We start from the raw sequence: 15,188 nt of genomic DNA, 5'->3' as shown, positions 1-15,188 counted from the left end.
TTTTCAGACTTATATTTTAAAGAATTTAAAGCTAATTACTAATGAGAAAACAATTACATATCATATTAAGGCTTGTTATGTTCTGTTGTATCTTGTTGTTTGTGTCTCAAGAGGTAAGTGCGCAGATCACTTTCTCTGTAAAGAATCAGACAATACGCCAGACGATACGAGTAATTGAGAAGAAGGCTGATTACAGCTTCTTTTATACGGATAAGCTTCCCGGATTGGATCAAAAGATTTCATTGAAAGTGGACAATGAAAGTATCGATTCGGTTTTAGAAAAAGTTTTCAAAGGGTCACCTATTAGTTATAAGATAGAATCGGGCAAGCAAGTAGTGCTTACCCTGAAAACCGAACAAAACGCCTCCCAGAAAGGAGATAAGAAAACAATAACCGGTGTTGTAGCCGATCGGAGGGGGGAACCTTTGATTGGTGTTACCGTGAGAGTGGAAGGAGAGAATATTGGGACCGCTACTGACATCGACGGACGTTTCTCTTTGGAAGCTCCCATAGGGGCAAAAATCAGTTTCTCCTATATCGGTTACGTTTCCCAGTCTCATACGGTCAATAAACAGAACATCTATAATGTGTCTTTGAGCGAAGATTCGCAAGTGCTGGAAGAAGTTGTCGTGGTGGGATACGGTTCTATGAAACGGAAAGATATTACGACGGCAGTATCTGTGGTTTCTACGGCAGATATTGAAGAACGTCCGATCATGACAGCCGCACAAGCCATTCAGGGAAAAGCAGCCGGTATTCAAGTTGTGCAGCCATCGGGTATGCCGGGTTCCGGGGTGACCATCCGGGTGAGAGGTGCTACTTCCGTGCAGGCATCCAATGAGCCGTTGTATGTGGTAGATGGTTTGCCGTCGGATGATATTTCGAATATCAGTCCGAACGATATTGAAAGTATGCAAATCCTGAAAGATGCTTCATCAGCAGCTATTTATGGAGCACGTGCGGCAAACGGAGTGGTGTTGATTACGACCAAGAGGGGAAAGATCGGTGCACCGCAGGTGAAAATGAGTGCTTATGTGGGTTTTTCTAAATTAGGGAAGAAGATAGACGCCTTGAATACAGAGCAATATAAAGACTTGATGAAAGACTTGAAAGCAGTTTCGGATGTTGCTCCCAATATTCCTGAAAATGAAACACGCTATGTGGACTGGACTGATTTATTCTTCGGTACGGGTGTTAATCAGAACTATCAATTATCCGTGGCAAATGGAACCGAGAAATTACAATATTTTGTATCCGGAGGTTATTCCGATGAACAAGGTATTGTGGAGAAAGCACATTTCAACCGGTATAATTTCCGTGCGAATTTGGATAGTGAGCAGACAAAATGGTTAAAGATGGCACTCAACTTTGCGTATTCGCATACAGGAGGACAATGGGTGAACGAAAGCCGCAGTTCTTTGCGTGCCGGTTCCATCTTGTCCGTAGTGAATACTCCTCCGTTTATGCAGAAGTGGAACCCGTATGATCCGAACGAATACGACGAACAGGCTTATGGTGCACGTATTCTGAATCCGCTGGCTGCCAATGCTGCGGACAGCAACACGAATACAGATCATATTAATGGTTCGCTCGGCTTTACGGTTGATATATACAAAGGTCTGAAATTCAAAACAACTTTTGGCATTGAACTGACTAATGAACACTGGGATTATTATCTGGACCCGATTTCAACTTCGGACGGACGCGGTACAAAAGGACGTGTGGAAGAGAGTTTCTCACGAAACTTCGAATGGCTGTTTGAGAATTTGCTAACCTATGATTGTTCCTTCAACAAACATAACCTTTCCATCTTGGGAGGAGCCACCCAACAGCGTGCACAATATAACGCATCCTGGATGGCTGGTTTCGATCTGGCAGAGTCTTATCCCGATATTCATTCCATCAGTGCCGCCAATCAGTTGGATAAAGACGCTTGTGGTTCTTCCGCCTCCGCATGGACGCTGGCCTCTTTTTTAGGTCGTATAGCGTACAATTATGACAGCCGTTATTTGCTGACGGTCAACTTCCGTGCCGATGGTTCTTCCCGTTTTGCTCCGGGACACCGTTGGGGTACTTTTCCTTCTGTTTCGGCAGGTTGGAGAATTTCAAGCGAAAAGTTTATGCAACCTTTGCAAGACATCGTAACCGATTTGAAGCTACGTGCCGGATGGGGTATGAACGGTAACCAGGGCGGTTTTGGAAACTACGCTTACATGGCTTCCATGAGTGCTAGTAAACTGCCGGTTTCAGAAGGTAACTTATATCCAGGACTTGCCATCAGACCCGGTTCGGCAGCCAATAAAGAACTGACTTGGGAAAAAACAAGCCAGTGGAATCTGGGTCTCGACCTGACAATGTTTGATTCCCGTTTATCCTTCTCGGTGGACGCTTACTACAAAAAAACAACCGACTTACTACTGACAGTCAGCCTGCCGGAGAATGTAGTGCCAAGCAGTGTGACAAGAAACGATGGTGAAATGGTGAATAAAGGTATGGAGTTCACTGTCTCTTCCCAGAATTTGAAAGGCAACTTCCAGTGGAATACCGATTTCAATATCTCTTTCAACCGGAATAAGTTGACGAAGCTCGGCTTGAATAAAGTCTATTATTATGCTGAAATGTATGAATCCAAGGAGAAAGCTGTCATCCTGAAAGAAGGTCTTCCATTGGGAACATTCTTTGGATATATATCAGAAGGCGTCGATCCGGAAACTGGAAATATCATCTATCGTGACCTGAATGGTAACGGCTTTATCGATCCGGAAGATCGCACTACCTTGGGAAATGCCCAGCCTAAGTTCATATATGGTATGACGAATACATTCTCGTATGCCGGCTTCGACCTGTCTGTTTTCTTGCAGGGAAGTCAGGGCAATAAAATTTTTAATGCGTCACGCATCGATATGGAAGGTATGACCGACTTTAGAAACCAGTCGGTTCGTGTATTGGATCGTTGGAAACGACCGGGTATGATTACCAATGTCCCCCGCGTTGGTAATACAGAGAACAATCACAACTCCTCCCGTTTTGTAGAAGACGGATCTTATTTGCGCTTGAAAACAGTCACTTTGTCCTATAATTTCCCTAAGAAATGGTTGAATAAAATACATCTGTCCAGATTGCAGGCTTACGTCACCGGACAGAATCTTTTCACGTTGACAAAATACAAGGGATACGATCCTGAAGTAAATGCTTTTGGCGGCGACTCCGTTGCCCAAGGAGTGGACTATGGTACTTATCCTCAATCGAGGGCGGTAATTTTTGGTTTGAATGTTGAATTTTAATAGGTGCGAAAATGAAAAACATAATAAAGTTAGCTTATGTCGTACTCTGCGTCTTAGTCGTTTCATGCAGTAATTTTCTGGATGAGAAACCGCAATCGGATTTTATGCAGGAGGGTACCGGAACGGAAGATCAGGAGTCTAAATACGGAAGTCTGGCAGATGCGCAAGCCGAGTTGCAAGGTGCGTATGAAAGCTTTAAGGCAGATATATTCCAGTCGGAAAATTACACCATTGGAGATGTACAATCCGATAATTGCTATATTGGTGGAGACGGCGTGGCCGAACAAGAATTTGATTTGTTGAAGCTGACTTCTACCAATTATAAGGTAGAATTGGTCTGGTCACAGTATTATTCAATGGCTGGCACTGCAACCAGTGTGATTGAAAATACGAAAATGATGGATCCTGCCTCTACCGTAGCAGAAGAGCGTAATCGGGTCATCGCAGAAGCAAAATTCTTGCGGGCATGGGCCTATTTCGATATCGTCCGTTTATGGGGAGACGCTCCGATGGTGTTGGATTTGATTCCGACCATTACAGCCGAGAATCTGGATAAATGGTATCCGGTGATGTATCCTGAACGTTCTGTCGCAGATAAAATCTACGACCAGATACTGGATGATCTGAACGAAGAAAATACCATTCGTTACCTGGTAAGCAAAAATAAAGGAGTTTTCCAGGCCACCAAAGGCGCCGCTTATGCTTTGCGTGCCAAGGTGTTGGCAACCAGAGGAGAGAAATCAACACGCGACTATGCCAAAGTGGTTGAAGCTTGCGACAAAGTGATAGCAGAGGGTTATACGCTGGTCGGCAACTTTGATGAGTTGTGGCAACCTGACAAGAAATTCTCTTCCGAAAGTATCTTTGAAGTCTATTACACCTCTGATGCTCCCAACTGGGCTTATTGGGTGTTGCTGAAAGAAGACGACGGTTCGGTGACCTGGAGACGTTATTGTACGCCTACTCATGACTTGGTTGCTAAATTCGACAAGGAGAAAGATACCCGTTATGCATCCAGTATCCTTTGGAAATCGGTTCCTTATGACACCTATTGGCCGGCGGACAGTTATCCGTTGTCTTATAAAATTCGCGAGAAGACTTCCAACATTATTCTGATGCGATTGGCGGATATACTCCTGTTGAAAGCCGAAGCACTGGTAGAGTTAGACCGCACTCCGGAAGCGATTCGAATCGTGAACGGCATTAGAGAACGTGCGGGCTTTGCTCCCTCTTCTCTGGATGAGAATATGGGACAGGCTAGGGGCCGCTTGGCGGTAGAGAATGAACGTCAATTGGAGTTGTATATGGAAGGTCAGCGTTGGTTTGACCTGGTACGTAATAACCGTTTGCTGGAAGTGATGCAGAAACATAAAGACAAAGATGGCAGATTGCTGTTTGCAGGTTTGCAGGCTTTCCGGCAGTTGTGGCCGATTCCTCAAGGAGAGAAAGATAAAAATACCAATCTGACTCAAAATGAAGGTTATTAATGAAAAGAGGAACGTAAAATTTTAAAAGAAAAAATGATGAAACACAATAATCTGTTTTTATGGTTGCTGGGGCTAACCGTTTGCTGGCTGGCTTCATGTAGCGAAGAAGATGGTCGGGTGAAGTATCCATATTCATGTCCTGAACTATCAGGACTACAATTCTCGACTACCGATCAGACTCCTGCTGCCGATTCTCTTTATTTCTCTGTAAAGATTCACGATCCGGAGACTCCTTTGTCTACGCTGGAAGTGAAATTGATGGTGGGTGAAACCTTGGTAAGTTCGCAGTCGATTCGTACGAAAGGCACTGATGTGTCGATTGTTGAGAAAGGAATTTATATCCCGTTTGAGGCTGACTTGGAAGAGAATCAGGAGGCTAAAGTAGTATTGACTGCCATCAATGTGGAAGGTAGTGAAGTCACTCAAACGTTTGATTTCCATATCGTTCGTCCACAGATTCCGGAAGTGCTCTATCTTCACTATAATGGTGAGGTGGTAGAAATGACCCGGAGCGCAGAGAATCCTTATCTGTATCTAACGGAAGTTTCCGGCTCGGAAGAGGGCTATCCGATGGAGCTAACCGGAAAAATCTCCACTACGGAATCATTGGACGATGCGGAATTGATTTGGGGAGCTGCTGAAAAGAGTAATACAGCGGTTCTTATTGAAGCGTCGGGACCCAGCTTTGCCTTTGATTACCGGGATTGGTTTGTTGAACAGATCACTTTCGACGTGATGACTTTTAAACTGGGTGTCGTCGGTTTCCAGAAGAACCTGAAAATTAAAGAAACCGAGTTGATAGCCAGTGAAGGATTGTTCCGTGCCCAGATTAGTTTTACTCAAGGTGAAGAATTTGAAATGAGTGGATTTGAAGATGTGGAACATGCTTACAACCGCGACTTCTTTAGTTATAATCCGGACAATGGTAAGTTTACCTTCCTGCGCAAATCGGGAACTTGGGAAATATACTATTCTTCTAAATTCAATTATATTTGGGTTGCACGGATGAGTGATACCGCACCTACTTGTTTCTGGTTGGTAGGACACGGATTCACTTGTGCTCCTGTCTGGAACGAGGCTTACAATAGCGGAGGCTGGAATTTGGAAGATATATCACAGTTGGGATATATTGTGCCGATTGGTGAACAAAAATATCAAACTACCGTGTATTTGAGTAACACTCATGAATGGGAGTCTTTCGAAATCGAAATTTACAGCGATTTGCAATGGAATAAAGATAAAGGTATGGAGTTGCAAGCAGGTTCGTTGTCCGGTGATACGGATGGAATTGAACTATCGGCTTCCAATGGAATAACGAGTGGCGACGGCTTCGTACCTGGCTATTACCGTCTGACTTTCGATACTTCGCAGGGAGTAGGCAAAGAAACATTGCACATCGAACGATTGAGTGATTAATGTCTGAAAGAGTGATATATAGAAAAATAGGAAAGCCTATGAGAAATATACTATATATGATAGGGGGAAGCCTGTGTCTCCTGCTGTTCATGACCGGCTGTAAATCGGCTGACGGGGCGAAAGCCCCCGTGTCATTGACTTGGGAGATGGGAGCTGCCGAAGTGCAGCCCGGCTACTATGAGAACTCATTTATCCTGAAGAATATATCAGATGTTCCTTTGGGAAAGGACTGGATCATCTATTATTCGCAGTTGCCTCGTGAGATTCTTCAAGACGAATCTGCATCGGTCAAGGTAGAGGTCGTAAATGCGAACTTCTTCCGGATGTATCCGGCGGAAAACTTCCAGCCATTGGTACCGGGAGATTCGCTGATTGTGACGTTCTGTTGTACCAACGGACTGAAGAAACTGTCACATGCTCCCGAAGGTACTTACTGGGTGAGTCAGGCAGGCGGCAAGCAAGGTACTCCCTTGCCTGTCGAACTGACCATACAGCCGCTACAAGGAATGGAGGCGGAAGACTGGTATCCCGCACCTGATAAGATATATGCTTCAAACTTGGCGTTAGAGACTACTGCCAAGTTGCAGCAAACTGATATTTTCCCGTCAGTAAAGGAAGCGTTTCCGGCTGTCGATAAAGAAAACGTTACCATAGAAAATAAGGTGAAACTGACTTTTCATCCCGATTTTGCCAACGAAGCAGGATTGTTGAAAGAAAAGTTGGAAACACTCTATGGGTTGGAAGTCATTTCCGAAGCACCGGTAACGGTTCATCTGGATTATTTGCCGCAACAGGAGACGGCTGCGAATGACGAATACTACCGGATGGACACAGGAAATAGTCTGATAAATATTTCAGCTCCTACGTCACACGGCATTTTCAATGGCACGCAAACCTTGCTCTCTCTCTTGAAAGGACAAGAGAAACCGTTCCGTTTGGAAGCTGTATCTATCCGTGACTATCCCGACTTGCCGTATCGCGGACAAATGCTGGATATTGCCAGAAACTTCACGACGGCAGACCAATTGAAGAAGCTGATAGACGTTATCTCTTCTTATAAACTGAACGTGCTGCATTTCCACTTTTCGGATGATGAAGGCTGGCGTCTTCAGATTCCCGATTTGGAAGAGCTGACTTCGGTTGGTGCACGTCGGGGACACACCACGGATGAAATGGAATGTTTGTATCCGGGCTACGATGGCAACTATGATCCGTCTGCGCCTACCTCCGGTAACGGATATTATACTCGTGAAGAGTTTATAGATTTATTGCGTTATGCAGCTCAAAGACATGTACGTGTAATCCCGGAAATAGAGTCTCCGGGGCACGCCCGGGCGGCAATAGTGTCCATGAAAGCACGTTATCATAAATATATAAACACCGATCCTGAAAAGGCCGTCGAATATTTGTTGAGTGACGCGCAAGATACTTCCCGCTATGTTTCCGCACAGTCTTATACGGATAACGTGATGAATGTGGCATTACCCTCCACGTATCGGTTTATGGAAAAAGTGATTCGTGAGCTGATGGCTATGTATGAAGAAGCGGAGGTACCTTTGACTACCATTCACTTGGGAGGCGATGAAGTGCCTGATGGAGCTTGGATGGGTTCGCCTGTCTGCCGGGCGTTTATGGATGAACATGGAATGACGAGTGCACATGAACTGTCCGAATACTACATCACGAAGATGGCAGACTATCTGCAACAATATCATGTGCAGTTCAGTGGCTGGCAGGAAGCAGCGTTGGGACATTCGGAGGCTACCGACCGCCATTTGAACAGGCTTGCGGCAGGAGTATATTGCTGGAATACAGTTCCCGAATGGGAAGCGGACGAAATACCTTATCAGGTAGCCAACAAAGGGTATCCGGTGATCCTCTGCAACGTGAACAACTTCTATCTGGATTTGGCCTATGATGCTCACCCCGATGAAAGAGGGCTCTCGTGGGCCGGATATGTGGATGAATCTAAAGGCTTTTCCATGCTTCCATATCACATCTATCGCTCTTCGCGTACTGATATGGCTGGCAATCCGGTCGATTTAGGTATTGCGGAAAGAGGAAAAACAGTTTTGACCGCATCCGGCAAGGAGCGTATCCAAGGAGTACAAGCGCAATTGTTTGCAGAAACGATCCGTGATTTCAAGTGGGTGGAATATTATACCTTTCCTAAAATCCTCGGACTGGTAGAACGCGGGTGGAATGCTTTTCCCGCTTGGAGTATGCTGGCAGGAGAGAAAGAACAGCAGGCTTTCAACAAAGCGCTGGCTTTGTTCTATTCGAAAGCGAGTGAGAAGGAAATGCCCCATTGGGCGTCCCGAAACATTAACTTCCGTTTGCCTCACCCCGGACTTTGCCTCAAAGAAGGCAAGCTCTATGCCAACACCCCCATCCGGGGAGGGGAGATACGCTATACGACCGATGGAGCGGAACCAACTCTTGATTCAGCGCTTTGGGAAGCTCCCATAGCCTGTGATGCTTCGGTTGTGAAAGCTAAACTGTTTTATTTAAACAAAGAGAGTGTGACAAGCACTCTCAAAGTAAATTAATCCACAAAAAGTAGACAAGTTATGAACTATGATAAGATAAAAAGAAGCGGTATATTATTCCTGTTGGGAATAGGTGCGATCACATCGTTGTCGTGCAATGACAATGATAATGGAGGGTATCCGGAACGGGTACCGACCCGCCTGTCGGTAATGCCTTTGCCGGAAAGAGTTGATTATAAAGAATCGGTGGTCACTCTTCCGCAGAATGTGACTGTTAGCCAGAATATTCCGGCTTCTACGTCACAACTGTTGAAATCCACGCTGGAAGAGAAACTGTCTCTTTCCGCGAGTGACGCTTCCAACGATCATGCCTTTATCCGGGTGAAACAAGAATCTGATTTGGCCAAAGAAGCCTATCGTCTGACCGTAACCAAAGAGGGAGCCTGCATCTATTATTCGACGGAAACCGGACTTCTTTGGGGAATCCAGACGTTGAGGCAAGCACTCGAACAAGCTAATTTCTTCACTTCGGGAAACTCGAAATATCTTCCGATGGTAGATATAAAGGATGCTCCCAAATACGACTGGCGCGGATTCCATATCGATGTGGTACGGCACATGTTTACAGTTGACTATCTGAAAAAGGTGATAGACTGTTTGTCTTTCTACAAGATAAACAAGCTCCACTTGCATTTGACCGACGATCAGGGCTGGCGCATCGAAGTGAAAAAATATCCTTTACTGACGCAGGAGGGAAGCTGGCGTGACTTCGACGAGTATGACAAGAGATGCGTAGAGCTTTCCCAACAAGATTATAACTACGAGATAGATCCTCGTTTTGTGAGAAATGGTTCGCAATATGGTGGTCATTATACACAAGAAGAGATGAAAGGCTTGGTGAGTTACGCATTGGAAAGAGGTATTGATATTGTCCCCGAAATAGATATGCCAGGGCATTTCTCAGCGGCTATCAAAGTGTATCCCGAACTGTCGTGTACGGGAGAAGCTGGTTGGGGAGAAGAATTTTCTTATCCTATTTGCCCTTCCCGGCCGGAAAACTATCAGTTTGTGCAATCTATCATTGATGAAATGGTTGAAATCTTCCCTTCGGAGTATTTTCATATAGGAGCTGACGAAGTGGAAAAGGATAATTGGGAGCAGTGTGAAGTCTGTCAGCAGTTGATGCAACAGGAAGGTTATCAGAAAGTGGATGAATTGCAAAACCGCTTTGTGAAGATAATGACGAACTATGTGAAGGGTAAAGGTAAGAAAGTGATGGGATGGGACGATGCTTTTCTTGAGAAAGATCCACAAGACCTGATCTATACCTATTGGCGTGACTGGCTGCCCGACCAGCCGGGAAAGATTACCCAGAAAGGTTATCCGATTGTATTTATGGAGTGGTCTCGTTTCTATTTGAGCGCAACGCCTTCGGACGAAGGATTAAGCTCTTTGTATAACTTCGAGTTCGAACCCCAGTTTCCTAGTATTGTGAAGCAGAATGTATTAGGCTTCCAAGCCTGTGTCTGGACGGAAATGATTCCCAATGAGCGGAAGTTCGGTCAGCATGTTTTCCCTTCTCTTCAGGCCTTTTCAGAATTGGCGTGGGGAAGTGACCGCAACTGGATTGATTTCACCAATCGCCTGAAATGGCATGTTAAATGGTTGAATGAGAATGGATTTTACTTCACCAAACCGGGATTTATTTAATCCCGGTGTCATCAGAACGATATGAAATCAGAACGTTTACTTTCATTAGACGTGCTTCGGGGAATCACCATTGTCGGAATGATTTTGGTGAACAACCCCGGGACGTGGGAATCTGTTTATGCGCCCTTGCGGCATGCAGAATGGAACGGACTGACACCGACAGACCTGGTCTTCCCATTCTTTATGTTTATCATGGGTGTTTCTATGAGCTTTGCCTTATCCAGGTTCGACCATCACTTCAGCCGTAGCTTTATCACCAAACTGGTGCGGCGCACAGTGATTTTATTCTTGTTGGGACTTTTTCTTTCCTGGTTTTCGTTGGTGTGTGCGGGGGTGGAACAGCCTTTCTCACAGATACGTATTCTAGGTGTGTTGCAACGACTGGCGTTAGCTTACTTTTTTGGTTCCTTGTTGATTATGAGTGTCCGGCGTCCGGCAAATCTGGCATGGATCTCCGCGATTATTCTGATAGGCTATATTGTCTTGTTGGCTTTGGGGAACGGCTTTGAACTATCCGAGCAGAATATTATTGCCGTTACAGACCGAACATTATTCGGAGAAACTCATCTGTATCGGGAGTGGTTGCCGGACGGCGGACGTATCTTTTTCGATCCGGAAGGGCTGTTAAGTACCTTGCCGTGTATTGCGCAAGTGATAATAGGTTATTTCTGCGGAAATATCTTGCGGGAGAAGACAGAAATTCATCACCGGTTGTTACAGATATCCATACTTGGTATTGTTCTTTTATTTGCCGGATGGTTGCTTAGTTACGGTTGCCCGTTGAATAAAAAAGTATGGAGTCCGACTTTTGTCTTGGTAACCTGTGGTTTTGCTTCTTTATTTCTTGTGCTTCTCACCTGGCTTATTGATATTCGTAAAAAACAGAAATGGGCGTATCCTTTCCATGTTTTTGGCACGAATCCGTTGTTCATCTATGTGGTGGCCGGCGTGTTGGCTACTCTACTCGAGGTTATCACAGTTAGTGGAATTAGTCTGCAAGGGAAGGTTTATACCTCCATCCTGCTTATTCTTCCCGACGCTTATTTGGCCTCTCTGATTTACGGTCTTCTGTTTATCGGATTCAATTATTTGATTGTGTGGGGCTTGTACAAAAAACGGATCTTTATAAAGATATAAAAAGACAGGTCTGAAAAAAGGATAGTTTACACCGATTCTTTTCGAAAGTTGGTTTTCGTAATGAATCGGTATAAACTCTATTCATACTACTGAATTTTCACAAATTATTCGGGGGAACCATAAATAGACTGGAAGAACCTACAATTTCACCTCTTTCGTGAATATTTCTCCGAAACGATTCTTAACCACCACTTTGACAGACTTCGTACCTTTCGCAGGCTGTGCCCGGAAAAGATGCCGTGTATGATAGCCGGTTTTCTTTCCTTTCACCATGTTGATATAATCCTGATCTTCATCATCAAAAGCCTGCATGGCACCTTTCAATACTCCGTCTTCGTACCAGTTTATTGTATACGTTCTGTCCCAATCCCAGATGTTGGCTACCACATAGTCTTTCTGGCTTTCAAATTCTCCCGGCTTGTGGAGCCGGAACTGATAATCGGGAGAACAGCCTGTCGCTTTGTAACGCCATTTCACATCGTCACCTTTCACTTCTACCACCAGATAACCGTTCGGCGCTCCGCAACGGTTCACGTGTCCTGCCCACCATGCACCGCAGGCAGCTCCGATATTATGTTCATAAATAGTAGGCGCAGGTTGCTGATTCTCATAGAAATGTGTGTGTCCCGAGAAAATATGAACCTGATACGGTCTTAATAGTTGGAAAAGCGCGTTGGCGTTGCGTGCATTTCCACCGGCCGATACCGTGTTGTTGGCTACCGGAGCGTGTACGTTCAGGAATATGGTGCTTCCTTCGGGCACATAACTTAAATCTTTTCTCAACCAGTCCAGATCTTCCGGTGTGAATCGTTCCGTGTATTTCTTATTACCATCGTAGTCGATGTCTTTCATTGCGATTACATGGATTTTTCCAATGTTGAATGAATAGTTGGCCGGACCGAACGACTGGTAATAATTCTGTTCCCCATATCCGTCTGCCGGATGATCCGTCTGTGTCATGGATTTGTAGAGCAGGTTGAAATCATGGTTTCCCATTAGTTGGAACATTGTGATACCTAAATTAGAGACGGCTTGCCGGTAAGGAGCATATAAGTTCATGGCATCCCACACAAGGTCGCCCAGTCCCATACCAACGATTTCGAAGTTCTTTAGCGAGTCGGCAGTCTGTTTCAGGTCGGGCACTGTTTCTGTGCGGAAGCGGTTCAGTTGTTTCTCGTTCCTCACTTGCGGATCGGAAATGGCGATATATACAAATTCATCCGCCGGCTTCTGCCGTTTGGTCAGAACGAAGTTGCACTGATTCTCGCTTTTCTTCGCATCCAAATATTGATAGAAGCCGTCGGCTACACCCTCTTTGGAAGGAAGCTCATAGTCTGCCGGAGTAGAGATGTAAACCATCGGATAACGTGCCGGATCGGTGTTCAAAACATAGTTTCCTTGCGCGTCGGTTGTTTTAAAATGCGCACCGTCAGTTACTACTACACCGCTGACAGGCTTACCTGTGTTATCTTTCACACTGCCTTTCACAACAGTCTGACCAAAAGCGGCAACAACATTTAGCTGGAGACATAAGATTGCCGCAAACAGCATATTTCTATTACATACTTTTTTCATTGCTTATAACTTTCTTAGAGTGACTTGATTGAATAATGCGATAATCTCTTCCGGTTCGTCTGCCGACTTTACAGCCTCTTCGAAAGACTTGCTGTTATCGTCGAAACACATCACATTGGCACAATCCAGAATGTGTGCCATGTTGGATGTAGCAACTTCCCGGCTCACTTCTTCCTTTTTCAGTGCTGATGTAGTCGTTGAAGTGTTCTTTGATAACCGCTGGGTAGACCGATGTAATTTTCGTCCTGTTGTGTAGGGTGACTTGCAACATATACACTAGGAAGCAAAACGTGTTTCATCCTTTCAACAAGTGGGCAAAGAACTCGGAACTTATTTCATGTTTTTATTTTTTAGGTTTTAAAATTAGATGATAATCTTTTTCTAAATTATAATCGTTGTAATTAGGCTTTAAATAATTAGGCATTGACTCCAACTCTTCAGAAGTGCGATTTTCCTTTAATTTGAATGTTTTTATTATATGAGAAACTGGCGCACCATTTTTAGGTTGTATTTTGATGGAAAAACGTACACAAACATCTCCGGCATATTTATTAAAATTAGCCCAATCTGTATTCCAGTGATCTGTATAAACTCCCTCTTCCCAATAAGTATATTTTTCATTATTATACGATGTCTTTAAAGATCTACATAAAACCTCTTTGTTATAATATAAAACGATTTCTTGATTTGTTACATGTATATCGGCAATGGCCTTTACTTCTGGATTAAATTCTAAGTAAGGTGAATAATCTTTACTTGTATCAAAGACAATGCGATGAACTTCATTGATATAATCACCATATTCTGGATCAACTCCTTGATATTCATAGTATTGTTCGTGAGATTTTATTTCTGGCTTTCCTTTAAAATTCACGACTCCCAGTATTTTATTATATAATGGAACATAACCTGTTGCATTTATAACATTTTCTGTTCCTGGTAACCAAAATGAAATTGGCATTGAAGGAAATGCTCCGCTATTTGTGCTTGTACCTGACAAGGAAATTGTAGTCATCAATTGATAATTTACCGGAGGATTTATTCCTTTATTGCTGCTTCCACCCACAATTCCACTAACAAATCCAACTATAAGTCCTGGCAGACCAGACGTAGATCCCTTTAATGCAGAACTCACTCCATTATATAACGCATTAAAAATCCCATTTTTTAGCCCTAACTTATTATTTGATTGTCCATCTTTAGCATCGGATATTTTGTTCCTCTCTAAAGAATTTAGTCCAATTCCAGCCAAAATTCCAGTCCCTATTGATTTTAATTCATCAGATTGTAATATGTTTCCCATTTTATTTGAATGATCTACTGCTCCTTGACCTAGAATGGCATCAAGCTTTCCTTCCATTTTTCCATCTAAGTATATTTTAGAAACACTATAGTAATTCAAAAACCAATTAAATCGTATTTCATTATAAGGAATAGAAGAAAGATTTTGATCATATGCCAATTCATATTCCATCATATACCATCTGTTAGTAGCTAATGGCATTGAACCATCAATAGGGGCGGGCTGTAGTTGTACGTAGCTTTTCTGATCTTTTGCCACTGCATCTAGGACTGGCTGTCCTAAAAAATTTAAAATAGATGTTTCCTTGGCAGAAATAACAGAAATACCATTTTGTATATACGAAGAAGTTGCTACGAAAGGTGTTGTTATATATAAATATATTCTCATTGTACCTCGATACTTATTATACAATACAAAGAAAGGATTATTTACTATACTAGAAGCCTCTGAACTGAAAGCGTTGTAAAGCATCTCCCACCCATCAAAAGATTTGTAATCATTAAGTATATCTGTTTCATAAAATGAAGACAAACTCCCTGCTCCAATCCAAGGAACCGGTATTCGTGCATATCCTGCAGGAGTTGGCATCCAATCGGCATTTTCCCAATCGAAGTCAGGCGTTACCACTGAACGAGTTATTAATGAAGGGGCCAGATTCCAGTCAGTTTTACTGTCATCAGAACATGAAGTCATCGTCAGGCAATATCCTAACACTAAGAATAATAATCGAAATAATTTTTTCGTGTCCATAATTTTGATATTTTAATGATACATAAATAGTATTATC

8 protein-coding genes and 1 pseudogene are annotated in these 15,188 nt (G+C 43.6%); 6 read left to right on the top strand and 3 right to left on the bottom strand.

What is annotated here, in order from left to right; translation table 11 throughout:
• Window positions 1-41 precede the first annotated feature (41 nt).
• From HMPREF0106_RS23865 to HMPREF0106_RS23890, 6 genes are read left to right on the top strand one after another with little or no spacing between them, the layout of a single operon-like run.
• The gene (locus HMPREF0106_RS23865; protein WP_008641231.1) at window positions 42-3,284 is read left to right on the top strand and encodes a TonB-dependent receptor; all 3,243 of its coding nucleotides are present in this window, start codon (window positions 42-44) and stop codon (window positions 3,282-3,284) included.
• Between the two features lie 11 nt (window positions 3,285-3,295).
• Window positions 3,296-4,771: a RagB/SusD family nutrient uptake outer membrane protein gene (locus tag HMPREF0106_RS23870; RefSeq protein ID WP_004317283.1), complete on the top strand. Its 1,476-nt coding sequence runs from the start codon at window positions 3,296-3,298 to the stop codon at window positions 4,769-4,771.
• Between the two features lie 33 nt (window positions 4,772-4,804).
• Complete coding sequence (locus HMPREF0106_RS23875) at window positions 4,805-6,187, top strand: DUF5016 domain-containing protein (RefSeq protein WP_009038715.1); 1,383 nt, start codon at window positions 4,805-4,807, stop codon at window positions 6,185-6,187.
• Window positions 6,188-6,225: 38 nt separating this feature from the next.
• Window positions 6,226-8,736: a family 20 glycosylhydrolase gene (locus HMPREF0106_RS23880; RefSeq protein ID WP_009038714.1), complete on the top strand. Its 2,511-nt coding sequence runs from the start codon at window positions 6,226-6,228 to the stop codon at window positions 8,734-8,736.
• Window positions 8,737-8,757: 21 nt separating this feature from the next.
• Window positions 8,758-10,386: a beta-N-acetylhexosaminidase gene (locus HMPREF0106_RS23885; protein ID WP_004317287.1), complete on the top strand. Its 1,629-nt coding sequence runs from the start codon at window positions 8,758-8,760 to the stop codon at window positions 10,384-10,386.
• A gap of 21 nt (window positions 10,387-10,407) precedes the next feature.
• Window positions 10,408-11,523 carry an acyltransferase family protein gene (locus HMPREF0106_RS23890; protein ID WP_008641250.1) on the top strand — a complete coding sequence of 372 codons (1,116 nt, stop codon included), beginning with the start codon at window positions 10,408-10,410 and terminating at the stop codon, window positions 11,521-11,523.
• A 138-nt stretch (window positions 11,524-11,661) separates the two neighbouring features.
• On the opposite strand, the gene HMPREF0106_RS23895 is transcribed toward HMPREF0106_RS23890, so the two are convergent.
• The 3 genes and pseudogenes from HMPREF0106_RS23895 to HMPREF0106_RS23900 form a co-directional block, all read right to left on the bottom strand.
• Window positions 11,662-13,098, bottom strand: a complete 1,437-nt coding sequence (locus tag HMPREF0106_RS23895; RefSeq protein ID WP_009038713.1) for a calcineurin-like phosphoesterase C-terminal domain-containing protein — start codon at window positions 13,096-13,098, stop codon at window positions 11,662-11,664.
• 3 nt (window positions 13,099-13,101) lie between these two features.
• Window positions 13,102-13,284 (bottom strand): annotated as a pseudogene (locus tag HMPREF0106_RS28190) (hypothetical protein); the annotation flags it as partial.
• A gap of 157 nt (window positions 13,285-13,441) precedes the next feature.
• The gene (locus tag HMPREF0106_RS23900) at window positions 13,442-15,151 is read right to left on the bottom strand and encodes a hypothetical protein (protein ID WP_008641252.1); all 1,710 of its coding nucleotides are present in this window, start codon (window positions 15,149-15,151) and stop codon (window positions 13,442-13,444) included.
• Window positions 15,152-15,188: the final 37 nt, after the last annotated feature.

Origin of the sequence: Bacteroides sp. D22, assembly GCF_000163675.1 — a bacterium.
Taxonomy (GTDB): Bacteria; Bacteroidota; Bacteroidia; order Bacteroidales; family Bacteroidaceae; genus Bacteroides; species Bacteroides xylanisolvens.
The sequence above is the reverse complement of the archived record's forward strand: the minus strand, read 5'-3'. Positions and strand labels throughout refer to the sequence as shown.